Genomic DNA, 23154 nt, shown 5'->3' with positions numbered 1-23154 from the left:
GCTAGCGGAGCGCGGCTCCGAGCCTGCGCAGTCCCTCGGCGATCTCGTCGGGGGACTGCGTCACGAAGCACATGCGCAGGGTCGACCTGTCCGGTTCCCCGGCGAAGAACGGCTCGCCCGGCACGTAGGCCACGTCGTGCGTGATGACCGTCCGCAGCAGCTCCGTCGTGTCGTACCCGTCGGGGAGCTTCGCCCACACGAACATGCCGCCCTCCGGCCGGATCCACCGGGAGCCCTCCGGCAGCGCGTCGGCGAGGCCGGCGAGCATCGCGTCCCGGCGGTCGCGGTAGACGCCCGCGACGCGGGCGACGTGCGCGTCCAGGTCCCGGTCGGCCAGGTAGCGCGCCGCGGCGAGCTGGTTGACGGTGGGCGTGTGCAGGTCCGCGGCCTGCTTGGCGACGGCGCAGGCCCGCAGCAGGGCGGCGGGTGCGCGCAGCCAGCCGAGCCGCAGGCCGGGCGCCATCACCTTGGAGAAGCTGGAGAGCAGGACGGTGCGGTCGGCGGCGCCCGGGTAGGTGGCGATCCACGGCGCGCGCTCGCCCTCGAAGCGCAGCTCGCCGTACGGGTCGTCCTCGACGATCCAGAGCCCGCGCCGCCCGGCGACCTCGGCGATCGCCGCGCGGCGGTCGGCGGGCAGGGTGCGGCCGGTCGGGTTCTGGAAGGTGGGGACGGTGTAGAGCAGCTTGGGGCGGTGCAGGGCGACGAGTTCGTCGAGGGCGGCCGGGTCGATGCCGGACTCGTCGCAGGGCACGGGCAGCACGCGCGCGCCCGCGAAGGCGAAGGCCTGAAGCGCCGCCAGATAGCAGGGGTTCTCGACGAGGACGGTGTCGCCGGGCTCGATCAGCGCGGTCGCGAGGAGCGAGAGCGCCTGCTGGGAGCCGGTGGTGACGAGCACGTCATCGGCGTCGGTCGGCAGGCCCCGGACGCCGGCCCGCGCGGCTATGGCGGTACGCAGCGCGGGCTCGCCCTCGGTCGTCGAGTACTGCAGCGCCTTCCCCGGGGTCTCTTCGAGGACCGCGCGGAAGGCGGCCGCGATGCCGTCGCCGTCGAAGAGGCCGGGGGCGGGCAACCCGCCCGCGAAGTTGATGACTTCGGGCCGCGCGGTGACCGCGAGGATGTCCCGTACGGGCGAGCCCCCGACCGCGGTGGCGCGCGCGGCGAGCGGCGGCGTGGGGGCGGCTGCGGTACGGGCGGGCTCGGTGACGGTCACGGCGGCGGCTCCTTCGACTCCGGCGGCTCTTCTTCAGAGCGATGTGCCCGCACCCTAAGCACGTAGGTGCGGGTTACACACGCCGTTCCGGGATGCGGACGCGGACCCGTACCGGCCGCGGCGGGTACCGGAGCTCAGCCGTCCTGCAGCTGCCTCTCCCACTTGGAGGCGCCGGGCGGCCAGCCGTAGGTCGGGCGTCCCTTCCTGCCGCTGGTGCGGAACGGCTTGCCCTGGTCGTCGACGCGCAGCGTGTCGTGCCGCTTGCCGCTCGACCACTCCAGCTCCAGCTGCCACCGCACGTCGTGCAGCTCGGTGTTGGCCATGATGTAGAAGACCTCGGGGTCGCTCTCGCTGACCTTGTACGGGAAGTCGCGCTGGCCCGCCACGGGCTTGGCGTCCGGCGTCGCGGCATCGAGGTCGACGGCGAAGGACTTGGTGTTCACGGTGCCGCCGCAGCCGGTCGCCATCTGGAAGTTGTTCCAGGCCAGCGGCGCGCTGGTGCTCTGCACGCGGACGTTCAGGTCCTGGAGGACGACGGTGTCCTCGCTCATGCCCTGGACGGTGACCTCGATGAACTGGTAGCCGGCCGGGACGGCGCCGAGGTCGCCGACCCAGGCCGCCGCGTCCTGCGCCGCGGGCTGCTCGGGCACCTCGTCGGCCTTGCGGTTCACCAGGAAGTTCTGGAGGCAGGGGTCGTCGTAGGCGTACGGCCTGGTGCGCACCGTCAGGGGTACGCCGGGGTCGCTCCGCGCGCCGCCGGACGTGGGTCCCTTGCGGCCGCGGTGGGGGGCGTCCGGGGACGGGCTCCCCTTCCCGGACGGCGAGGCGGAGGAGCCACCCTTCTTGTTCTTGCCGCCGTCCTTCTCGTCCTTCCCGTCCTTGCCGTCGTCCTTCGCGTTCTTGGCCTTGCCGGGTGCGGTGTCCGCGGGGTCGCCGGGTTCCGGTGAGGATGCGGCCTGTGCGTTCCGCCGGTTCCCGTCGCCGTCCTCCCCGCCGTTCATGGCGAGGGCGACGGAGCCGAGGCCGACGACCGCGGCGACGGCGGCCGTGAGCACGACGGTCCGCCGCTTCCGCGACGGGGACCGCTCGGAGAGGACCACGACCCGGTCCGGGTCCGACTCCGGTTCCGGCGGCTCCTGTTGCTGCGGCTGCGGCGCGGGCGCCGGGGCGCTAAGAGCGACGGGCGCCTTCTTGCCGCGCGTCGCGTCCGCGAGGATCCACTGCCGGTGGACCTCGACGAGCTCTTCCGGGGTCGCCTTGCAGAGTCGGGCGAACCGCTCCAAGGGGGCGAACTCCGTCGGCACGGCATCCCCGTTGCAGTACCGGTGCAACGTCGACGTACTCATGTGAAGCCGTCGCGCCAGCACTCCATAGCTGAGCCCGGACCGCTCCTTGAGCTCCCGCAGCAACTCCGCGAGAGATGCCATCTCCGCCCTCCACCATTCCATGCTGTCCCTGACGGTCTGCTCGGACGGCACCGGCATCCGGGACGAGGGTGCGGCGACCCTCGTGGCACAGACGACGACCCAGCACAGCACGGTTCCCCGGCCCGCCACGAACCGGGAGAGACCCAGGTCACACCCGCTTCTGTCACATCTCGCCCGTGCTCCTCCGTCGTAGAGGTGTAGGACCCGGCACCAACAACGGCACAGGAGCACATCATGGGACCCCGTTTGAACGTCTTCGCCAGCCCGTCCGCGGGAAAGGCCTTCAAGCACCTGACCGCGGTCGACAAAATCATCTCGGAGACCGGTCTGCCGGCCGCGACGCTGGAGCTGGTGAGGATCCGCGCGAGCCAGATCAACGGCTGCGGGTTCTGCCTCGACATGCACACCAAGGAAGCGGTCGCCGCCGGTGAGACGCAGACGCGTCTCCACCTGGTCGCGGCGTGGCGCGAGGCCAAGGTGTTCACCGAGGCCGAGCGGGCCGCGCTGGAGCTGGCGGAGGAGGGCACACGCCTCGCCGACGCCGCGGGCGGTGTCTCGGACGAGGTGTGGGCCAACGCCGCGAAGCACTACGACGAGGAGCAGCTCACCGGTCTGGTGATGCAGATCGCGCTCATCAACAGCTTCAACCGGCTGAACGTCATCATCCAGCAGCCCGCCGGCGACTACCAGCCCGGCCAGTTCGGCTGACCGCCACCGGCACGGGGAGCCCTGACCTGCTCACACACCTTTTGGTGAGTACCGCACAAAATAGTCGGTACTTGTCCGGCGGTGGGGGCGGAACGAGGATCGGACGCGTACCCGACGGAACGCCCTCGAAGGAGCTCCCCCGTGCCCAGCAACAGCCCCAAGACCGACAGTTCCCCCGTCAGCGTTCTCGGCCTCGGCCTCATGGGCACCGCGCTCGCCACCGCCCTGATCGGGGCCGGGCACCCGACGACCGTGTGGAACCGCACGAAGTCCAAGACCGGTCCCCTCGCGGCCCAGGGCGCCACCCCCGCCGACACCGCGCGGGACGCCATCACCGCCGCCGACCTCGTCATCGTCTGCCTGACGACCAACGACAACGTACGCGCTCTCCTGGCGCCGGAGGCCGACGCGCTCGCAGGCCGCACCGTCGTGAACCTCACCAACGGAACCCCGGGCCAGGCGCGGGAGTTGGCGGAGTGGGCGGCGGCGCACGGCATCACGTACATCGACGGCGGCATCATGGCCGTCCCGCAGATGATCGCCACCCCCGGGGCGTACATCTTCTACAGCGGCACCGACGAGGCGGCCTTCGAGACGCACCGCCCCACGCTGGCCGCCCTCGCCGACACCAAGTGGGTCGGCAAGGACCCGGGCCTCGCGGCCCTGTACGACCTGTCGCTGCTCACCGGCATGTACGGCATGGCGATGGGCGTCGCCCAGGCCTTCGCGATGATCCGCAGCGAGGGCATCCCGGCCCGTGAGCTCGCGCCGCTGCTGACCGACTGGATCATCGCCATGACGCGGGGCCTGGTGCCCGAGGGCGCCGAGGCACTCGACACCGACCAGCACCTGACGGACGTCTCGAACCTGGCCATGAACCGCGAGGCGTTCCCGAACTTCACCACCGCGTTCGCCGAACAGGGCCTGCACACCGACCTGTTCGAGCCGCTCCAGGACCTCCTGGACCGCGCCGTCGAGCAGGGTCACGGCGCCGACGGCTTCTCGCGCATGGCGCTGCTGCTCAACAAGGACTGAGCCCCACGGGGCGCCGGCCCGCACCGCTACGGGACGAGCACCACCTTCCCGGTGGTCTCCCGGCGCTCGATGGCGGCGTGCGCCTCGGCCGCCCGCTCCAGCGGGAACGTCTGCACGTCGGGCACCAACTCCCCCTTGGCGGCGGCCTCCAGAGCCTCCCGCTCGTACGCGGGACCGTCCTCGGGGCTCGCGAGCAGCTGGAGCAGCGCGTTGGTGAAGGTGATCCGCCGCTCCGCGAGCAGCTCGGGCCCCGGCTCGAAGGCCTCCTGCGACGACCAGCCGATGACGACGTACCGTCCTCCGTCGGCGATCAACTCGAAGGCCGCGGCGCCCTTCTCACCGCTCACCCCGTCGAGTACGGCGGTGACGCGCCGGCCGCCGCCGAGCCGCTCGGCGACCTCGTGCTGCCAGCCGGGCTCGTTGTAGTCGACGGCGATGTCGGCGCCGAGCGCGCGCACGGCCTCGACCTTGGCGGGGCCGCCCGCCGCGCCGACCACCGTCGCCCCGAGCGCGTGCGCGTACTGGACCACGAGCCGCCCCACGCCACCGGCGGCGGACGTCACCAGCACCACGTCGTCCGCACGGAGTTGGGCAGAACTCAGGAGCCCCATGGTGGTGGCCCCGGTCACCACCATGGTCACCGCCGCCTCGAAGCCGAGCCCGTCCGGGACGACGTGCAGCTTCGCCACATCCGCGACCGCCAGCTCGGCGTACCCGCCGGGTACCGAGCGCGGGACCACCACGGACCGCCCGAGCCATTCACCGTCGACGTCGGGCCCCACGGACTCCACGGTCCCCGCGACCTCACCGCCGAAGACGGCGGGCAGCTCGGGCAGCGGCGGCGCCATGTCGGACGCCTCGCCCCGGCGCATGACGGTCTCGACGAAGTGAACTCCCGCCGCCTTCACGGCGATCCGCACCTGCCCGGGCCCCGCGACGGGGTCGGGCAGGGTCTCGTGGCGCAGGTTCTCGGCGGGTCCGAACTCGTGCAGGACGACAGCGCGCATGGTGTGCTCCTCGGAACGTGGAAACGAACGTCGATGCACACCACCCTCCGACCTCAACCAAGGTTGAGGTCAAGGGCCGTCGTCGGGCGGATCAGAGCTGCCGCGCGACCTCGGTCGCCCAGTACGTCAGGATCATGTTGGCGCCCGCGCGCTTGATCCCCGTCAGGGACTCCATGATCGCCTTGTCCCGGTCGATCCAGCCCCGCTCGGCGGCGGCCTCGATCATGGCGTACTCGCCACTGATCTGGTACGCCGCCACCGGCACGTCGGACTCGTCGGAGACCCTTGCCAGGATGTCGAGGTAGGGGCCCGCGGGCTTCACCATCACCATGTCGGCGCCCTCTTCGAGGTCGAGCGCCAGCTCCCGCAGGGACTCCCGGATGTTGGCCGGGTCCTGCTGGTAGGTCTTGCGGTCACCCTTGAGGGACGAACCGACGGCCTCGCGGAAGGGGCCGAAGAAGGCCGAGGAGTACTTCACGGCATACGCGAGGATGGCGACATCCTCGTGGCCGACCTGGTCCAGCGCGTCACGGATGACGCCGACCTGACCGTCCATCATGCCGCTCGGGCCCACCACGTGGGCGCCCGCGTCGGCCTGCACCTGCGCCATCTCCGCGTACCGCTCCAGGGTCGCGTCGTTGTCGACCCGGCCCTCGGCGTCGAGGACACCGCAGTGCCCGTGGTCGGTCGTCTCGTCGAGGCACAGGTCCGACATGACGATGAGGTCGTCGCCGACCTCGGCGCGCACGTCGCGGAGCGCCACCTGAAGGATGCCGTCCGGGTCGGTGCCCGCCGTCCCCAGACCGTCCTTCTTCGACTCCTCCGGCACACCGAAGAGCATGATCCCGGAGACCCCGGCCTCCAGCGCCTCGACGGCGGCCTTCTTCAGGGTGTCGCGGGTGTGCTGCACGACGCCGGGCATGGCGCCGATCTCCACCGGCTCACTGATCCCCTCGCGCACGAACGCGGGCAGGATCAGATCGGCCGGATGCAACCGCGTCTCGGCGACCATGCGCCGCATGGCGGGAGTGGTCCGCATCCGCCGAGGCCGCGCCCCGGGAAAAGACCCGTACTTAGTCACTGCAACCCTCACCTCGAACCGCTGGGCATTTACCTGCTGTGGGCAGGCGTTCCGCTGGGGGTCCCCCCAGGCCCTTAAGGCACTGGGGGAGGGACGGGTGGGCACAACCCCCGGTGCAGAGCACATTCAGGGAGGCGCCCACCCATAGAACCTACGGCGCCGTGCGTCGCCGACGCGAACCGGGCCGACGCTCACTGGGCCGGGTGACGGGGTCACCCGCCTCAAGCGCCGCCGCCCGACGCCGATTGCCGAACTCCGCCAAGGCCTCGGCCAGCTTGTGCACCGACGGCTCCGGAGCCATCACATCCACCCGCAGCCCATGCTCCTCCGCGGTCTTCGCGGTAGCGGGCCCGATGCAAGCGATCACGGTGACGTTGTGCGGCTTCCCGGCGATCCCGACGAGATTGCGCACCGTGGACGACGAGGTGAAGAGGACCGCGTCGAAGCCACCGCCCTTGATCGCCTCCCGCGTCTCCGCCGGCGGCGGCGACGCCCGCACCGTCCGGTAGGCGGTGACGTCGTCGACCTCCCACCCGAGATCGATGAGCCCGGCGACCAGCGTCTCCGTGGCGATGTCGGCCCGCGGCAGGAACACCCGGTCGATCGGGTCGAAGACCGGGTCGTACGGCGGCCAGTCCTCCAGGAGACCGGCGGCCGACTGCTCACCGCTCGGCACCAGGTCCGGCTTCACGCCGAAGGCGATCAGCGCGGCGGCGGTCTGCTCGCCGACGGCCGCGACCTTGATCCCGGCGAAGGCACGCGCGTCGAGCCCGTACTCCTCGAACTTCTCCCGCACCGCCTTGACGGCGTTGACGGACGTGAAGGCGATCCACTCGTACCGGCCGGTGACCAGGCCCTTGACCGCGCGCTCCATCTGCTGGGGCGTGCGCGGCGGCTCGACCGCGATGGTCGGGACCTCGTGCGGCACCGCGCCGTAGGACCGCAGCTGGTCGGAGAGCGAGGCCGCCTGCTCCTTCGTACGCGGCACGAGCACCCGCCACCCGAAGAGCGGCTTCGACTCGAACCACGACAGCTGTTCGCGCTGGGCGGCGGCGCAGGACTCGCCGACCACGGCTATGACGGGCCGGCCGCCGTCCGGGGACGGCAGCACCTTCGCCTGCTTGAGGACCTGCGCGACGGTGCCGAGCGTCGCGGTCCAGGTGCGCTGGCGCGTCGTCGTACCGGCCACGGTCACGGTCATCGGGGTGTCCGGCTTGCGGCCCGCGGCCACCAGCTCACCGGCCGCCGCGGCCACGGAGTCGAGCGCCACCGAGACGACGACCGTCCCGTCGGACGCGCCGACCTCGCTCCAGCAGCGGTCGGACGCGGTACGGGCGTCGACGAAGCGGACGTCCGTGCCCTGCGCGTCCCGCAGCGGCACACCCGCGTACGCGGGCACACCGACGGCGGCCGCGATGCCCGGCACCACCTCGAAGGGGATGCCCTCGGCGGCGCAGGCGAGCATCTCGCCCGCCGCGTACGTGTCGAGGCCCGGGTCGCCGCTCACCGCACGCACGACCCGCCTGCCGCCCCGCGCCGCCTCCATGACAAGATTGGCGGCAGCTCGGAACGGCGTCGCGTCGGCGGTCATTGACGTGTCGTCAGCTGTCGGCTGGGGTGTGTCCACACCTCCCCTGGCATGCACGCGGACGACGTCGAGCACATCCGGCTCGGCGATCAGCACATCCGCTCGGGCCAGCGCCTCGACGGCGCGCAGGGTCAGCAGTCCCGGATCTCCGGGTCCGGCACCGAGGAAGGTGACGTGCCCGTGTGCGGGAAGGCCTGGAAGGTTCGAGGTGGGGCTCAAAGTGCTCGCTCCCCCATCAGACCGGCCGCGCCCTTGGCAAGCATCTCGACCGCGAGCTCACGGCCCAGCGCCATGGCTCGGGCCTCCGTCTCGGGCACGGGACCGGTGGTGGACAGCTGCACCAGCGTCGAGCCGTCGGTCGTACCGACGACGCCGCGCAGGCGCATTTCCTTGACAATCTGCCCGTCGGCCAAGAGGTCGGCCAACGCGCCCACGGGCGCGCTGCAACCGGCTTCCAGGGCGGCGAGCAGGGACCGCTCGGCGGTCACGGCGGCCCGGGTGTACGGGTCGTCGAGCTCGGCGAGCGCGGCGGCGAGTGACGCGTTGTGCGCGGCACACTCGATCGCCAGTGCCCCCTGGCCGGGGGCGGGCAGAACGGTGTCGACCGACAGGAGGTCGGTCACCTCGTCGGACCTGCCGACGCGGTTGAGTCCGGCGGCGGCGAGCACGACGGCGTCGAGCTCCCCCTTGTGCACGTATCCGATGCGGGTGTCGACGTTCCCCCGGATCGGCACGGTCTCGATGGTCATGCCGTGGCTGCGCGCGTACGCGTTCAGCTGCGCCATGCGGCGCGGCGAGCCGGTGCCCACGCGCGCGCCGTCGGGCAGCTCCGCGAAGGTCAGCCCGTCGCGCGCCACCAGCGCGTCGCGCGGGTCCTCGCGCACCGGCACCGCGGCGAGGGTGAGCTCGGCGGGCTGCGCGGTGGGCAGGTCCTTGAGCGAGTGCACGGCGAAGTCGACCTCGTCGCGGGCCAGCGCCTCGCGCAGCGCGGCGACGAAGACGCCGGTGCCACCGATCTGCGCCAGGTGCTCGCGCGAGGTGTCGCCGTACGTCGTGATCTCCACCAGCTCGACGGGGCGCCCCGTCAACTCCTTGACTGCATCGGCCACTTGGCCGGACTGGGCCATGGCCAGCCTGCTGCGCCTGGTCCCGAGCCTGAGAGCCCTCTCGGTCATGCCCGGCCTCTATTCGGGTCGTCGTTCTCGTTGTTCAAGTGGTCAGCCCTGCTGACCGCCGCGACCGTCTGCGGGTCGAGGTCGAAGAGCGTGCGCAGCGCGTCCGCGTACCCGGCGCCGCCGGGCTCGCTCGCCAGCTGCTTGACCCGCACCGTCGGCGCGTGCAGCAGCTTGTCGACGACGCGGCGCACGGTCTGCGTGATCTCCGCGCGTTGCTTGTCCTCCAGACCCGGCAGGCGTCCTTCGAGCCGGGCCATCTCGCCCGCCACCACGTCGGCGGCCATGGTGCGCAGGGCGACCACGGTCGGCGTGATGTGCGCGGCCCGCTGGGCGGCGCCGAAGGCGGCGACCTCGTCGGAGACGATGCCGCGGACCTGCTCGACGTCGTTGGCCATGGGCGCGTCGGCGGATGCCTCGGCCAGCGACTCGATGTCGACGAGCCGCACACCGGGGATGCGGTGCGCCGCGGCGTCGATGTCGCGGGGCATGGCGAGGTCGAGGAGGGCGAGCACGGCCGGGCGGGCCGCACCCGCCGACGACGTGCGCAGGCGGCGCTCCGGAAGGCGGCCCGTGACGCGTGCGGCGGCCACAAGGGCGGCGATCGCGTCGGCCTCGGCCCGCGGGTCGGCGGCCTGCTCCTCGCGCCGCTCGGCCGGGGCGTTGTCCACCCAGGCCGCGTGCTGCTCCAGGGACGCCGCGTCCATCCCGGCGACGGCCTCCTCGCCGGCGACGGAGAATCCGCGCGGCGCGGACAGGTCGACCGGACAGCCCTCGTCGGCGACCGTGGCCGTCCGTGCGCCCTGGCCCGGCGAACCGTTTCCGGTCGGCGCGGACGCTTCGTCGAGCGGGCCGTCCGCCCGGGGCACGCGCCCCTCGACGGCGGCGGTGACGGCTTCCGCGGTCAGCACCAGGCCGGTCGCTCCCGTGCAGGAGACGGCCACGTCGGCACGTGTCAGTTCGTCCGCCACGGCGTCCATGGGGACGGCGCGGGCACGCACCCCGTGCTCGCCGGTCCCGGCGAGGATCTCCGCGAGCCGCTCGGCGCGCTCCAGCGTGCGGTTGGCGACCACGATCTCCGCCACACCGGCGCGCGCGAGCGTCGCCGCGGCCAGCGAGGACATGGAGCCCGCGCCGATGACCACGGCCCGCTTGCCCGCCGCCCAGGCGTCGACCGGCTCGCGCACCGCGAGCTGTTCGAGGCCGAAGGTCACGAGGGACTGCCCGGCCCGGTCGATGCCGGTCTCGGAGTGCGCGCGCTTGCCGACCCGGAGGGCCTGCTGGAAGAGGTCGTTGAGGAGCTTGCCCGCGGTGTGCAGCTCCTGCGAGCGCGCCAGGGCGTCCTTGATCTGCCCGAGGATCTGCCCCTCGCCGACGACCATCGAGTCGAGCCCGCACGCCACCGAGAAGAGGTGGTGGACGGCGCGGTCCTCGTAGTGCACGTAGAGATAGGGGGTGAGCTCCTCCAGGCCGACGCCGCTGTGCTGGGCGAGCAGCGTGGACAGCTCGGCGACGCCCGCGTGGAACTTGTCCACGTCGGCGTAGAGCTCGATGCGGTTGCAGGTGGCGAGCACGGCCGCCTCGGCGGCGGGCTCGGCTGCGAGGGTGTCCTGCAACAGCTTGGCCTGCGCGTCCGCGGGCAGCGCGGCACGCTCCAGGACGCTCACCGGGGCGCTGCGGTGACTCAGCCCCACGACCAGGAGACTCATGCCGGCATCACGGCGGGCACGTCCCCGTCGGGTCCCTTCCGCTGCTGCTTGGCCGACACGGGCGGGACGGGGCCCTCGGGCGCCGCGTCCTCCCCGGCCTTGCGCTGCTCGTGGAAGGCGAGGATCTGCAGCTCGATGGAGAGATCGACCTTGCGTACGTCGACACCGTCCGGCACCGAGAGGACGGTCGGCGCGAAGTTCAGGATGGAGGTCACACCGGCGGCGACGAGCCGCTCGCAGACCTGCTGGGCGGCGCCGGCCGGGGTCGAGATGACGCCGATCGAGACGCCGTTCTCCTCGATGATCTTTTCGAGGTCGTCGGTGTGCTGCACCGGCATGCCGGCGACGGGCGTGCCCGCCATGGCCGGGTCGGCGTCGATCAGTGCCGCCACGCGGAAACCGCGGGAGGCGAACCCGCCGTAGTTGGCGAGGGCGGCGCCGAGGTTACCGATGCCGACGATGACGACCGGCCAGTCCTGGGTCAGCCCGAGTTCACGGGAGATCTGGTACACGAGATACTCGACGTCGTAGCCGACGCCGCGCGTCCCGTAGGAACCGAGGTACGAGAAATCCTTGCGCAGCTTCGCGGAGTTGACCCCCGCGGCGGCCGCGAGCTCCTCGGAGGAGACCGTGGGCACCGAGCGCTCCGACAGTGCGGTGAGGGCTCGGAGGTACAGCGGAAGCCTGGCGACGGTGGCCTCGGGAATCCCTCGGCTGCGGGTCGCCGGTCGGTGAGTTCGGCCAGTTGCCACGGTGCTCCTGCGGGTAGAGCGGGGCTGCAGGCGGTCACTCGTCCCCAGACCGCCCCGTCGAATGCAGGCTATGTCTTTGTGAACGCGTGCACAAAGATGGTGTCCGATTTGCCCGGCCAACGTGATGGGGGTCACGCGCCCCCGGCGCGCAATCGTGGAACCGGCGCACGGACCGCGTCGTTGCTCTTTTGATGGGGGCAAAACCGCACACTCTCCTCACGATCATCGCCCCCGAGACCAAAACCGCCCCAAAGCGTAATCGACTTCGCGGGAACTTTGGACTGGTCGGTCAGTAGGTGACGGCCCTTTCCGGCCTACCCCGCGAGCTCGCGCCGCAGCCGGCCCTCGTCCACCCGCCAGAAGGTGTGCTGCTCTCCGTCCACGAGCACCACCGGAATCTGCTCCCAGTAGGCCCGGTGCAGCTCCTCGTCCTGCGTGATGTCCTTCTTCTCCCAGGGCGCGCCGAGCTCCCCGCAGACCTTCTCGATCACCGCCTGTGCGTCATCGCACAGATGACACCCCGGCTTCCCGATGAGGGTGACCAACCGCTCCCGCGGCTGCTTCTTCTCCGTACGACTCTTCTCCGCACGACCGCCACTACGACGGAAAATAGGGCTCATGGCCCCCATTCTCGCCCGGCGGACACCGCTGGAGGACACGCCGGGCGCGGCCCGATTAACGGCCCGGTCGCGGAGAGTTCACAGGCCCGAATCCTCCCGACTCCGGGACCACCGAACAGACTGGCTATGCTCACGACATGGCCGCTCTCGGATGGCTCACCCCCCGTAGGCGCTCCGCCACGGCGCGGAGCGTGTTGGCAGGCGAGGCCTCGGCCGAGGCAGCGCGCAAGTCCTCGCAGGAACTGGAGGAACTGGACGCCCTCGCCGCGCGGACCGCGCCCGACGAAGCGTCGCGGGAGCCGGAGTTCCCCGTCGTCGGCGACGACAAGGCCGCCGCCTTCTTCGACCTCGACAACACCGTGATGCAGGGCGCCGCGATCTTCCACTTCGGCCGCGGCCTCTACAAGCGGAAGTTCTTCGAACGCCAGGAACTGGTCAGGTTCGCCTGGCAGCAGGCGTGGTTCAGGCTCGCCGGCGTCGAGGACCCCGAGCACATGCAGGACGCCCGCGACAGCGCCCTCTCCATCGTCAAGGGCCACCGCGTCGCCGAGCTGATGTCCATCGGCGAGGAGATCTACGACGAGTACATGGCCGAGCGGATCTGGCCGGGCACCCGCGCCCTCGCCCAGGCCCACCTCGACGCGGGCCAGAAGGTCTGGCTGGTCACCGCGGCCCCGGTGGAGATCGCCACGGTCATCGCCCGCCGCCTCGGCCTGACCGGCGCCCTCGGCACCGTCGCCGAGTCCATCGGCGGCGTCTACACCGGCAAGCTCGTCGGCGAGCCCCTGCACGGCCCCGCGAAGGCCGAGGCGGTCCGCGCCCTGGCCGCCGCCGAGGGCCTCGACCTGGGCCGCTGCGCCGCGTACAGCGACTCGCACAACGACATCCCGATGCTCTCGCTCGTCGGACATCCGTACGCGATCAACCCCGACGCCAAACTGCGCAAGCACGCCCGCGCCCGGGACTGGCGACTGCGGGACTACCGCACCGGCCGCAAGGCCGCGAAGGTCGGCATCCCGGCCGCCGCGGGTGTCGGCGCGCTCGCGGGCGGCGCGGCCGCCGCCGTGGCGCTGCACCGCCGCCGCCACTGAGCGTCGCCGCCGCCGGCGAGCAATCCGTCGGTCCTACCCCGCCCCGTCTCCCGTCAGTCACGGCGGTAGCACTCGGCCACAACACGCCTCAGGCCGACACGGAATGTGAACTCATTCGATCAACAAGTGCTCACTCTGCGGCACTTGAACGGGCGTCAATCGGTTACAGAAGCGACGTAATCGATGATTTGAGCAACTGGGTGTAGTGCTGCCTGTACGAAGCGTTATTCTCCTCAGACGCATAAGGGACCCCACACGTCGCTACGACGGGTGAACGGTCCCGCACTGCACGTGATGGAAGCTCTGCCTCTGGGAGTCCCGTGTACCCACACGTCGGGGTTGACACCTCGGGCCTGGCTACGCTGCGCGCATCGGTCATCGACCGCTTGCGCGGCTTCGTCCCCACCGCGTACGCCGTCCCCGCCGTCCCCGCCCTCGCCGTCCCCGCACCCGCCGGGCCGTGCTATGCCCTGGCGAACGGCGGTGCGGCAGTCAGCAGACGGGGCCGCTCCGCCGCTGCCGCCACCTCGGCCCCCGCCCCCCGCCGTCCCGCCGCGGACAGCGACAGCGCCCGCATGATGGAACTCGTCGAGCGCGCCCAAGCCGGCGAGTCCGACGCCTTCGGCCGCCTCTACGACCAGTACAGCGACACGGTCTACCGCTACATCTACTACCGCGTCGGCGGCAAGGCGACCGCCGAGGACCTCACCAGTGAGACCTTTCTGCGCGCCCTCCGCCGCATCGGCACCTTCACCTGGCAGGGCCGTGACTTCGGCGCCTGGCTGGTCACGATCGCCCGCAACCTCGTCGCCGACCACTTCAAATCGAGCCGTTTCCGCCTCGAAGTGACCACCGGCGAAATGCTCGACGCCAACGAAGTCGAGCGCAGCCCCGAGGACTCCGTCCTGGAGTCCCTCTCGAACGCCGCCCTCCTCGAAGCCGTCCGCCGCCTCAACCCCCAGCAGCAGGAATGCGTGACCCTGCGCTTCCTCCAGGGCCTCTCCGTCGCCGAGACCGCGCGGGTCATGGGAAAGAACGAAGGCGCGATCAAAACCCTTCAGTACCGCGCGGTGCGCACCCTCGCCCGTCTGCTGCCCGACGACGCCCGCTAGCGGCCCGTCATGCCCAACTCCCCTTCCGTGGCGGCCAGATGGTCGCCACGGAATTCTCGCGGTCCGATCATCCGCCGTCCGTAACCCAAGTGCCGCGCCGCTCGTTGTGCGGGATGCAGGCTCCCTGTGGTCGCTACCTGGCTGGCTCCGCTCACTCGATCGTGTGGAAATGGTCAGGACATGCAACCCTCAGGACCCCCTGGGGAGTCGACCGTCATGACGAGAGGAGGTGCCGCCAGTGATCGCGAACGTATCGGCCCACCGGCGGGCGAACGCCTTCGCCCAGGCCCTGGAGGAGCGTTCCGACCAGGGCCCGGCAGCCGAGCAGTCCGAGGACTCCGCGCTCACGTCCGCGCCCGCGGCCGCACCCGTGGAGTCCACCGAAACCACCACGGCCCGCGCCGAGCCGACCGAGCAGAGCCACCTGATGGCTCTGGCGGACGGTCTCGACGCGCTGCCCAAACCCGCCCTCGACCCCGAGGTCAAGGTCGTCCAGCGCGCCCAGCTCGTGGCCGCGATGGAAGCCATGCTCCTGGAGGGCGGCGCGCCGTCGGTGCCACAGCAGCGGTCCCGCAAGGGCGCCCACCGAGCGGGCGCCCTGCAGAAACTGCGTCCGCGCTCCCGCCTGTCCAAGGGCATCGCGGCCGGCGGCCTCACCGTCGGCGTCGCCGCGGGCGCGTTCGGCGGTATCGCCGCCGCCAGCTCCGACGCCCTCCCGGGCGACTCGCTGTACGGCCTCAAGCGCGGCATGGAGGACTTCAAGCGGGGCCTGGCCGACGGGGACAGCGACCGCGGCCGGATCTATCTCGACCAGGCCTCCACACGGCTGAGCGAGGCCCGCAGGCTGATGGAGCGGGGCCGCTCCGGCGCCCTCGACCACGAGTCGCTCGGCGAGGTCAGGCGAGCCCTCTCCGGCATGCGGCACGACGCCACGGAAGGCCACCGCCTCCTCCTTGAGGCGTACGAGCGCGACGGCTCCCTCGGCCCCATCCAGGCGCTGTCCGCGTTCTCCCGGTCGCACCGCGAGGCGTGGACCGACCTCCAGGGCCGCCTCCCCGTCCAGCTGGGCGACGTGGGCGAGCAGGTGAACTCCGTCTTCGACGCCATAGACGAAGAGGTCGAGCCGCTGCGGTCCCTGCTGCCCCGCCCTCCGGAGAAGGGCGGCACGACGGGCCGGACGTCCCAGAGCCCCAGCGGCTCCGACAGCTCCGAGGGGCGCACCACCCACCCCTCGGGCCGCGGCAGCTCGCACGGCGGCGGGGCGGGCAGCGACAGCAAGCCCAGGCCCTCCACGTCGGACCGCGAGGACGACGGCATCCTCGGCGGCACCACCGGCGGCCTCCTCGACCCGCCGGACGAGAAGAAGTCGAGCCCGGCCCCCTCGGACGGCAAGAGCAAGCCCGGCCAGCACACCACCCCACCGAAACCGGACGTCACACTGCCCCCGCTCCTCCCCGGCCTCCAACTCCCGGAGCTGGGAATCAAGGGCGAGGACACGAAGTAGCCCCACCAGCACGCGAAAAGGGGGCGCCCTCCACCAGGAGGGCGCCCCCTTACGCGTAAGACCCAAAAGAACCGTAAGACCCAAAAGAACCGCAAGGCCTAAAAGAACACCGACCGCCGCTGCACCAACAGCTTGTACAGCGAATGCTGGATCTGCTCCCGGACCTGGTCCGTCAGGTTGAACATCAGCATCGGGTCCTCCGCCGCCTCCGGCGGATACCCATCCGTCGGGATCGGCTCCCCGAACTGAATCGTCCACTTCGTCGGCAACGGCACCGCCCCCAACGGCCCCAACCAAGGGAACGTCGGCGTGATCGGGAAGTACGGGACACCCAGCACGCGGGCCAACGTCTTCGCGTTGCCGATCATGGGGTAGATCTCCTCCGCCCCGACGATCGAGCACGGCACGATCGGCGAGCCCGTCCGCAGCGCCGTCGACACGAAGCCGCCGCGGCCGAACCGCTGCAGCTTGTACCGCTCGCTGAACGGCTTTCCGATGCCCTTGAAGCCCTCCGGCATCACGCCGACCAGCTCGCCCCGCTCAAGCAGCCGCTCGGCGTCCTCCGCGCAGGCCAGCGTGTGTCCCGCCTTGCGGGCCAGTTCGTTGATGACCGGCAGCATGAAGACGAGGTCGGCGGCGAGGAGCCGCAGATGCCGGCCGTGCGGGTGGTTGTCGTGCACCGCGACCTGCATCATCAGGCCGTCCAGCGGCAGCGTCCCGGAGTGGTTGGCGACGATCAGCGCCCCGCCGTCGGCGGGGATGTTCTCGACGCCCTTCACCTCCACCCGGAAGTACTTCTCGTAGAACGGGCGGAGCATCGACATCAGGACCTGGTCGGTGAGCTCCTCGTCGTAACCGAAGTCGTCGACCTCGTACTCCCCGGTCAGCCGCCGCCGCAGGAAGGCCAGGCCGCCCGCGACGCGCCGGTCCCACCCGCCACCGCTCCGGGGCCCCTGACGGTGCCCCTGCCCCTGTCCTGAAGGCTCCGGGGGCGCCACCCCCGGGTCGCCGCCCTGCTGGGCCCCGTCCTGCTGCCCGGGCAGCGCCTTGACCCCGGCCACGGGATCACCCTGGCGCCGGGGCACGGACCTCCGGCGCGAGGTGCGCTGCGCACTCCCGCGCGACCGGTCGTCGTCGAACGGAATGACCTTGGCGTCCGCCATGGTTGACGCTCTCCTCAGTTGGCGCTCTGGTGGCCACCCGCGAGGGGCAGGGCGGCGATCCGGTCGACTGCTCCCGCGAGGGCACCCGGTGGCAGCAGCCCGGGGCCCCGGCTGCGCACGAAGTCCGCGAAGGTCTCCGCGGTCGTGTACTTCGGCCCGAACCCCAGTGTCTCGCGCATCTGCCGGGTGGCCACGACCCTGCCGTGGGTGAGCAGTCTGATCTGCTCGGGCGAGAAGTCCGTCATGCCGACCGTGCGCAGCGCCGAACCGACCCAGGTGACGGCCGGCAGGAAAAGGGGCACGGTGGGCCGGCCGAGCCGCCGCGAGCACTGGGACAGGAGCAGCTGGCCGTCGCCGGCGATGTTGAACGTGCCGCTGTTGAGCGTGCCGCGCTGCGGCTCGTGCGAGGCGAGCCGCAGCACCTCGACCGCGTCGTCCTCGTGGACGAACTGCAGGCGCGGGTCGTAGCCGAACACGGTCGGCAGGACCGGCAGCGAGAAGTACTCGGCGAGCGGGGAGTCCGCGGCGGGCCCCAGGATGTTCGCGAAGCGCAGCACGCACACGGCGACGTCGGGGCGGCGCCGCGCGAAGCCGCGCACATAGCCCTCGACCTCGACGATGTCCTTGGCGAAGCCTCCGCTGGGCAGCGACTTGGGCGGCGTGGTCTCCGTGAAGACCGCGGGGTCCCTGGGCGCCGCCCCGTACACGCTGGTGCTCGACTTCACCACGAGCCGCTTCACCGTCGGCGACTTCTGGCAGGCGCCGAGCAGCTGCATCGTGCCGATGACGTTGGCTTCCTTGACCGAGCCGCGGCCGCCCCTGCCGTCGCGGCCGCCGAGCGCGGTGGCACTGACGTCCATGTGGACGACCGTGTCCACACCGTGCTCCGCGAGCACCCTGGCGATCGTCGGCTGCCGGATGTCGGCCCGGACGAAGTCCGCGCCGCCGAGATGGTGCTCGGGCGGGACGACGTCGACGGCGATCACCCGGTCGACTTCGGGATCGCGCTGGACCCGCCGGACGAACCGTCCGCCCAGCTGCCGGGCCACTCCGGTCACGAGCACGACCTTGCCCAAGATCAGCGCCTGCCTTTCCCCGACCCTCGCCCCACCACCGTCGCCGCACCACTGTCGGCTGCTGCGGACCACGCTAGCGGGTGGACGTGGCGCTGTGACGACCGCGCACCCAGAGACGGCCGAAAACACCGAAGCCCTCCCGTCGGATGACGGGAGGGCTTCGGTACACGCTGTGCAGCTGTCGCTTACTTCTTGTTGCGACGCTGAACGCGAGTGCGCTTCAGCAGCTTGCGGTGCTTCTTCTTGGCCATCCGCTTACGCCGCTTCTTGATAACAGAGCCCACGACTACCCTCGCTCACTTCTCTTCACTCGGTGCGGGGCAGCAGACTGGGCCCACACGACCTACGTCGGCCTAGCCTACCTGTCCCCGCGTGAGGGACGTAATCGAGGAGCCATGACCCCTGCGCCACGGGCCCGGGGACCCGTGACTCAACCAGCCTCAACCCCCACATAAGACTCGCGGAGGTACTCGTGAACCGCCTGCTCCGGGACCCGGAAGGACCTCCCGACCCGGATGGCGGGCAGATGACCGCTGTGCACCAAGCGGTACACGGTCATCTTGGACACTCGCATCACCGCGGCGACTTCCGCCACGGTCAGGAACGCGACCTCGTTCAGCGGCCTCTGCTCTGCAGCCATGACACCCCACCTGAACCTTCCGCACATGACGGGCACCGGCTTCCCCTTCCGGTGACTCTTCGTCTCTGCGCGCTCACTCCCCAGACTAGGGGCGGATGATGCGAGTGGGGAAGAGGAGCCGCGATCGGCCGCCTACTGTGACAGACACGCTCGATTGAGTACATAGCGAGTAAGCGGTCGGTAGTAATCAGACCGCACAGCGTCATCAAGCGGAACGACGACGGACACCTGCCCCTCGGCCTCTCCGACGAACAGCGCGGGATCGTCCGTATCCGCCAGACCGATCGCCTCAAACCCCAGCTGACCTGCTCCGCAGACCCATCCGTGGTCCCCGATGACCAACCCGGGAAGCGGTCCCCCGGCCTCCGCGGCACCGTCCAGAGCGGCCCGAATCGGGAGGGGTGAGTGGGTGTGTGCGCCGGTCTCACTCCCGGTGGGACGCGCGCCGGGTTCGCGCACCAGCGCGACTCCTTGTACGTAGTCAAGGTTGTACGTGCGTAGGCCGAACCGGGTCGTTATGTCGACACTGCTGCCCTGCGCAGGGGTGAGGACAGTGCATCCGGCCGCCGACAAAGCGTCCGCCAACGCGGCGTAGAACCCGAGCAGTCGGTGCGGGTGACCGGTCCCGAGGAGCACCGGGAGCCGCCGTCGCGCCGCCGCCGCGAGCCGTTCCGCGAAGGCGTCGAGCGCCGTGAGCGTCCGTTCCGGATCGATGACGTCGGTGCCCGTGGTGCACCCCGGGTCGGCGGACACACCGCACTTGTCGGACATCAGGCGCAACAGGTCGCCGGCGCCCCAGCTCCATTCGGGGTCGAGCCCCAGCAGTATCCGTGGGTCCCTGGCCGCGAACAGCCGATAACTCCGCAGGCTCTGCTCCCGCGAGGTGGCCACGGGCCCGGCCAACCGAGCCGCCAACAGATGCGCACGCAGCGCGCCGGTGCTCAACACGGTCCGATGCTGGCGCACCGGTGCCCACGGTGGCTCAAAACCCCGGAAAGCCCCCACAGTTGGGCTAACGCGGGCATAATCCGGCGGCCTCGCCGCGCGCTCTCTACGCCGCGCCAGCCTTCTACGCCGAGAGCCCTCTACGCCAGCAGTCCCCGCAACGGGAACACGGCCTTCCGTGCGGCGAGCACGGCCTGGTCGAGCCGGTCGGCGGGGTCGTACCCCGACTCCCAGCCCTTCCAGTCCACCGGCCACCGGCCGTCCGTCATCCGCCCGGGCGCCAACTGCCGGGTCCGCGCGAACACTTCGTGCCGCCATGCCTCCGGGGTCTCCGCGGTGGGCTCGACGGGCCGCCCCGCCGCGATGGCCACGAGATGGGTCCAGGACCGCGGCACCACGTCCACCACGGCGTACCCCCCGCCGCCCAGGGCGACCCACCGCCCGTCGGCGTGCTCGTGGGCCAGCTCGTGGCAGGCGACCTGCACGGCCCGCTGCGCGTCCAGCGACACCGCGAGGTGCGCCAGGGGGTCCTCGAAGTGCGTGTCGGCGCCGTGCTGCGTCACGAGGACCTGTGGCCGGAACTCGGCGAGCAGCTCGGGCACCACGGCGTGGAAGGCCCGCACCCACCCGGCGTCACCGGTTCCGGCCGGCAGCGCGACGTTGGCCGCGGTGCCTTCCGCCGGGCCGTCCGCGCCGGTCTCCTCGGGCCACCCGGTCTGCGGGAACAGCGTCCGCGGATGCTCGTGCAGCGAGATCGTCAGAACCCGCGGGTCCTCCCAGAAGGCGGCCTGCACCCCGTCGCCGTGATGCACGTCCACGTCCACGTACGCGACGCGCTCGGCACCCAGTTCCAGGAGCCGGGCGATGGCCAGCGCCGCGTCGTTGTAGATGCAGAAGCCGGAGGCGGCCCCTGGCATCGCGTGGTGCAGCCCACCCGCGAAGTTCACCGCGTGCAGCGCGTCCCCGCGCCACACCGCTTCGGCCGCGCCCACGGACTGCCCGGCGATCAGCGCCGACACGTCGTGCATCCCGGCGAAGGCCGGGTCGTCCTCCGTGCCGAGCCCGTACTCCCCGCGGGCGGACGCGGGGTCGGCGGAAGCGGCCTTGACCGCGTCCACGTAGTCCCCGCGGTGCACGAGCCGCAGCGTCGAGTCACCGGCGCGCTTGGCCGCGACGACGTCCAGCTCCTGGTCGAGCCCGAAGGCGTCGACCAGACTTCGGGTCAGCCCGAGCCTGACCGGGTCCATCGGGTGACCCGGGCCGAAGTCATAGCCCGTTACTGCCTCGTCCCACATCAGCTGCGCGCGGCCACTCATGCCCGTCACCGTACCGGTCCGGTCCCGGGGCGAAGGAACGGGCGTACAGCAAGGTCAGGAGCACCAACACCAGAGGAACGACCATGGCCCCGCGGTAGTTCCAGACATCCCCGAGCCCGCCCACCAGCGGCGAACCGATCAAAAACCCCACATAGTTGAAGACATTCAGTCGCGCCACGGCCGCATCCGAAGCCCCCGGGAACAATTTCCCCGCCGCGGCGAACGTCTGCGGAACGATCACGCACAACCCCAGCCCGAGCACGGTGAACCCGGCGATCCCGGTCCACGCCCCGGGGGCCACCGCCACGACCGCGAACCCCAGCGCGGCCACCACCGATCCGCCCCGCACCACCGCCACGGCCCCGAACCGCCGCACCCCCACATCCCCGAGCCCGCGCCCCACCAGCGTCATGACCATGTAGACGTTGTACGGAACGGTCGAGACCTCCTCCGAGCTCCCCAGCACGTCCTGCAGATACTTGGCGCTCCAGTTGGAGACCGTCGAGTCGCCGATGTACGCGAACGTCATCACGAGACAGAGCGGAAGCAGCAACTTGAAGACGACGCCTCCGCCTTCCCTCTCCCCCGACGCCCCCTTCACCGGCGCCGCATCGACGTACCACCGGCTCCCGATCAGCGCGGCCGGCAGCAGCACCGCCACGGCCGGCAGGTAGGAGACGAAGAGCGAGAGGTCCCAGTGCGCCCCGGCCCAGGCGAGCGACGCCCCCACGATCCCGCCCAGGCTGTACGCGGCGTGGAACCCGAGCATGATGCTGCGCCCGTACGCCTGTTGCAGACTCACTCCGAGCATGTTCATGGCCGCGTCGAGCGCCCCCACCGCGAGCCCGAACGCCCCGAGCGCCACGGCCACGTGCCACATCGCGTCACCCGCGCCCACTCCGAGCAGCGCCAGCAGCACCGCGGGCTGCGACCATCTCAGCACCGCGCTCGGCGGCACCTTCTTCACCAGCCGCTCGGTGCCGAGGCTGCCGACTCCGGCCAGGATCGGCACCGCCGCGAGGAAGACGGGCAGCAGCCCGTCGGATATCCCGTAGCGATCCTGGATCGCCGGAATCCGCGTCACGAGCAGGGCGAACGTAACTCCCTGCACCAGGAAGGCGAACGCCAGCGAGGCCCTGCCGCGCCGCAGCACTTCGGTCATGGCTGCAGAGCGTAGGCCCCCGGTCTACCAGTGGGTAGATGGATCACGAGCCCAATCTCAGCTCCTCATCACGCGAGGAGGTCCACCAACTCCCGCATGTCCCCGAAGAGTTTGGTGGCACCCGTAAGCCGCTCGGCCGGCGTCATGGCGGTGAACCCGAGGACATCCATCCCAGCGGCGACCGCGGCCTGCACCCCCAGCGGGCTGTCCTCCACGACGACACACTTCTCGGGCGCCACGCCCATGCGTTCGGCGGCATGAAGAAAGAGATCGGGTGCCGGCTTTCCCCGCCCCACGTCCTGGGAGCTGAAGATCCGGCCCTCGTCGAACCACTTGTCGAGCCCGGCCTTCCGGTGCCCGACCCGAATCCGCTCATGGCTCCCGGACGAGGCCAGGCAGTAGGGCACCCCGTCCCCGGCCAGCTTCTCCAGCACGTCCACGGCACCCTCCACAGGCTGCAGCTCCCGCTCGAAAGCAGCGAAGACCCGCCCGTGGAAAACGTCGTCGAAGTCGTCGGGAAGCCGCTGCCCACTCCGCTCAAGGATCAGATCGTGTACGCGGTGGACGGCGCCGCCCATGTAGTCGCGCAGGGACTCCTCGTACGAGGTGGGGTGCCCGAGTTCGGTCAGGTAGGCGGCCAGGACCGTGTTGGAAAGAGGCTCACTGTCGACGAGGACGCCGTCGTTGTCGAAGATGACCAGTTCGTATCGCATATCCCGACCCTAATGCGCGGGAACTCCAGAACGCAGAAAACCCCCGCACCATAAGGTGCGGGGGTTTCCCATCCAAAAGGAGTTCGGCGGCGTCCTACTCTCCCACAGGGTCCCCCCTGCAGT

Annotated in this window: 22 protein-coding genes; 5 read left to right on the top strand and 17 right to left on the bottom strand. The window is 71.2% G+C overall.

What is annotated here, in order from left to right:
• Position 1: 1 nt before the first annotated feature.
• Entirely contained in the window at positions 2–1210 is a 1209-nt protein-coding gene (locus tag AB0H82_RS25475) for a PLP-dependent aminotransferase family protein (RefSeq protein WP_362996484.1), read from the bottom strand.
• A gap of 134 nt (positions 1211–1344) precedes the next feature.
• A complete protein-coding gene (locus AB0H82_RS25470; protein WP_362996482.1) occupies positions 1345–2637 on the bottom strand; it encodes a helix-turn-helix transcriptional regulator in 1293 nt (430 codons plus the stop codon).
• A 234-nt stretch (positions 2638–2871) separates the two neighbouring features.
• Between AB0H82_RS25470 and AB0H82_RS25465 the strand changes: the two genes are divergently transcribed.
• Positions 2872–3345 (top strand): carboxymuconolactone decarboxylase family protein, encoded by a 474-nt coding sequence (locus AB0H82_RS25465; protein WP_362996480.1) that lies wholly within the window; start codon positions 2872–2874, stop codon positions 3343–3345.
• 141 nt (positions 3346–3486) lie between these two features.
• Positions 3487–4380, top strand: a complete 894-nt coding sequence (locus AB0H82_RS25460) for an NAD(P)-binding domain-containing protein (RefSeq protein ID WP_362996478.1) — start codon at positions 3487–3489, stop codon at positions 4378–4380.
• 26 nt (positions 4381–4406) lie between these two features.
• On the opposite strand, the gene AB0H82_RS25455 is transcribed toward AB0H82_RS25460, so the two are convergent.
• The 7 genes from AB0H82_RS25455 to AB0H82_RS25425 all read right to left on the bottom strand — a co-directional run bounded on the left by AB0H82_RS25455 (position 4407) and on the right by AB0H82_RS25425 (position 12318).
• A complete protein-coding gene (locus AB0H82_RS25455) occupies positions 4407–5387 on the bottom strand; it encodes a zinc-binding dehydrogenase (protein ID WP_362996476.1) in 981 nt (326 codons plus the stop codon).
• Positions 5388–5478: 91 nt separating this feature from the next.
• Complete coding sequence (gene hemB / locus AB0H82_RS25450; protein WP_362996474.1) at positions 5479–6468, bottom strand: porphobilinogen synthase; 990 nt, start codon at positions 6466–6468, stop codon at positions 5479–5481.
• Between the two features lie 151 nt (positions 6469–6619).
• Positions 6620–8275, bottom strand: a complete 1656-nt coding sequence (locus AB0H82_RS25445; protein ID WP_362996472.1) for a uroporphyrinogen-III synthase — start codon at positions 8273–8275, stop codon at positions 6620–6622.
• Positions 8272–9231 carry a hydroxymethylbilane synthase gene (gene hemC, locus AB0H82_RS25440; RefSeq protein ID WP_362996470.1) on the bottom strand — a complete coding sequence of 320 codons (960 nt, stop codon included), beginning with the start codon at positions 9229–9231 and terminating at the stop codon, positions 8272–8274. The genes AB0H82_RS25445 and hemC overlap by 4 nt, the downstream gene beginning before the upstream one ends.
• Positions 9228–10937: a glutamyl-tRNA reductase gene (locus AB0H82_RS25435; protein ID WP_362996468.1), complete on the bottom strand. Its 1710-nt coding sequence runs from the start codon at positions 10935–10937 to the stop codon at positions 9228–9230. The genes hemC and AB0H82_RS25435 overlap by 4 nt, the downstream gene beginning before the upstream one ends.
• Entirely contained in the window at positions 10934–11689 is a 756-nt protein-coding gene (locus AB0H82_RS25430; protein ID WP_362996466.1) for a redox-sensing transcriptional repressor Rex, read from the bottom strand. Before AB0H82_RS25430 ends, AB0H82_RS25435 begins: the two co-directional genes overlap by 4 nt.
• A gap of 314 nt (positions 11690–12003) precedes the next feature.
• Positions 12004–12318 (bottom strand): glutaredoxin family protein, encoded by a 315-nt coding sequence (locus tag AB0H82_RS25425; RefSeq protein ID WP_362996464.1) that lies wholly within the window; start codon positions 12316–12318, stop codon positions 12004–12006.
• 128 nt (positions 12319–12446) lie between these two features.
• Here AB0H82_RS25425 and AB0H82_RS25420 point away from each other — a divergent pair, with 128 nt between their 5' ends.
• The 3 genes from AB0H82_RS25420 (at position 12447) to AB0H82_RS25410 (ending at position 16016) form a co-directional block, all read left to right on the top strand.
• Positions 12447–13400, top strand: a complete 954-nt coding sequence (locus AB0H82_RS25420; protein WP_362996462.1) for an HAD-IB family hydrolase — start codon at positions 12447–12449, stop codon at positions 13398–13400.
• A 320-nt stretch (positions 13401–13720) separates the two neighbouring features.
• Positions 13721–14512, top strand: a complete 792-nt coding sequence (locus AB0H82_RS25415; protein WP_362996460.1) for an ECF subfamily RNA polymerase sigma factor, BldN family — start codon at positions 13721–13723, stop codon at positions 14510–14512.
• A 238-nt stretch (positions 14513–14750) separates the two neighbouring features.
• Positions 14751–16016 carry a DUF5667 domain-containing protein gene (locus AB0H82_RS25410; protein WP_362996458.1) on the top strand — a complete coding sequence of 422 codons (1266 nt, stop codon included), beginning with the start codon at positions 14751–14753 and terminating at the stop codon, positions 16014–16016.
• 98 nt (positions 16017–16114) lie between these two features.
• Here the strand turns inward: AB0H82_RS25410 and AB0H82_RS25405 are convergent, their stop codons facing one another.
• The 8 genes from AB0H82_RS25405 to AB0H82_RS25370 form a co-directional block, all read right to left on the bottom strand.
• Positions 16115–17179, bottom strand: a complete 1065-nt coding sequence (locus AB0H82_RS25405) for a lysophospholipid acyltransferase family protein (protein WP_362996456.1) — start codon at positions 17177–17179, stop codon at positions 16115–16117.
• A 14-nt stretch (positions 17180–17193) separates the two neighbouring features.
• Complete coding sequence (locus AB0H82_RS25400) at positions 17194–18255, bottom strand: NAD-dependent epimerase/dehydratase family protein (protein ID WP_362996454.1); 1062 nt, start codon at positions 18253–18255, stop codon at positions 17194–17196.
• A gap of 185 nt (positions 18256–18440) precedes the next feature.
• Positions 18441–18539, bottom strand: coding sequence for an AURKAIP1/COX24 domain-containing protein (locus AB0H82_RS25395; protein WP_003948845.1), 99 nt, complete (start codon positions 18537–18539; stop codon positions 18441–18443).
• A 146-nt stretch (positions 18540–18685) separates the two neighbouring features.
• The gene (locus AB0H82_RS25390; protein WP_362996452.1) at positions 18686–18895 is read right to left on the bottom strand and encodes a helix-turn-helix domain-containing protein; all 210 of its coding nucleotides are present in this window, start codon (positions 18893–18895) and stop codon (positions 18686–18688) included.
• Between the two features lie 132 nt (positions 18896–19027).
• The gene (locus AB0H82_RS25385) at positions 19028–19843 is read right to left on the bottom strand and encodes a phosphatase (RefSeq protein ID WP_362996450.1); all 816 of its coding nucleotides are present in this window, start codon (positions 19841–19843) and stop codon (positions 19028–19030) included.
• Positions 19844–19980: 137 nt separating this feature from the next.
• Positions 19981–21156 (bottom strand): acetoin utilization protein AcuC, encoded by a 1176-nt coding sequence (locus tag AB0H82_RS25380; protein ID WP_362996448.1) that lies wholly within the window; start codon positions 21154–21156, stop codon positions 19981–19983.
• Complete coding sequence (locus AB0H82_RS25375; RefSeq protein WP_362996446.1) at positions 21107–22318, bottom strand: MFS transporter; 1212 nt, start codon at positions 22316–22318, stop codon at positions 21107–21109. Before AB0H82_RS25375 ends, AB0H82_RS25380 begins: the two co-directional genes overlap by 50 nt.
• A gap of 68 nt (positions 22319–22386) precedes the next feature.
• Positions 22387–23031, bottom strand: a complete 645-nt coding sequence (locus AB0H82_RS25370) for an HAD family hydrolase (protein ID WP_362996444.1) — start codon at positions 23029–23031, stop codon at positions 22387–22389.
• Positions 23032–23154: the final 123 nt, after the last annotated feature.

Source organism: Streptomyces sp. NPDC050732 (assembly GCF_040654255.1).
GTDB lineage: Bacteria > Actinomycetota > Actinomycetes > Streptomycetales > Streptomycetaceae > Streptomyces.
The sequence above is the reverse complement of the archived record's forward strand: the minus strand, read 5'-3'. Positions and strand labels throughout refer to the sequence as shown.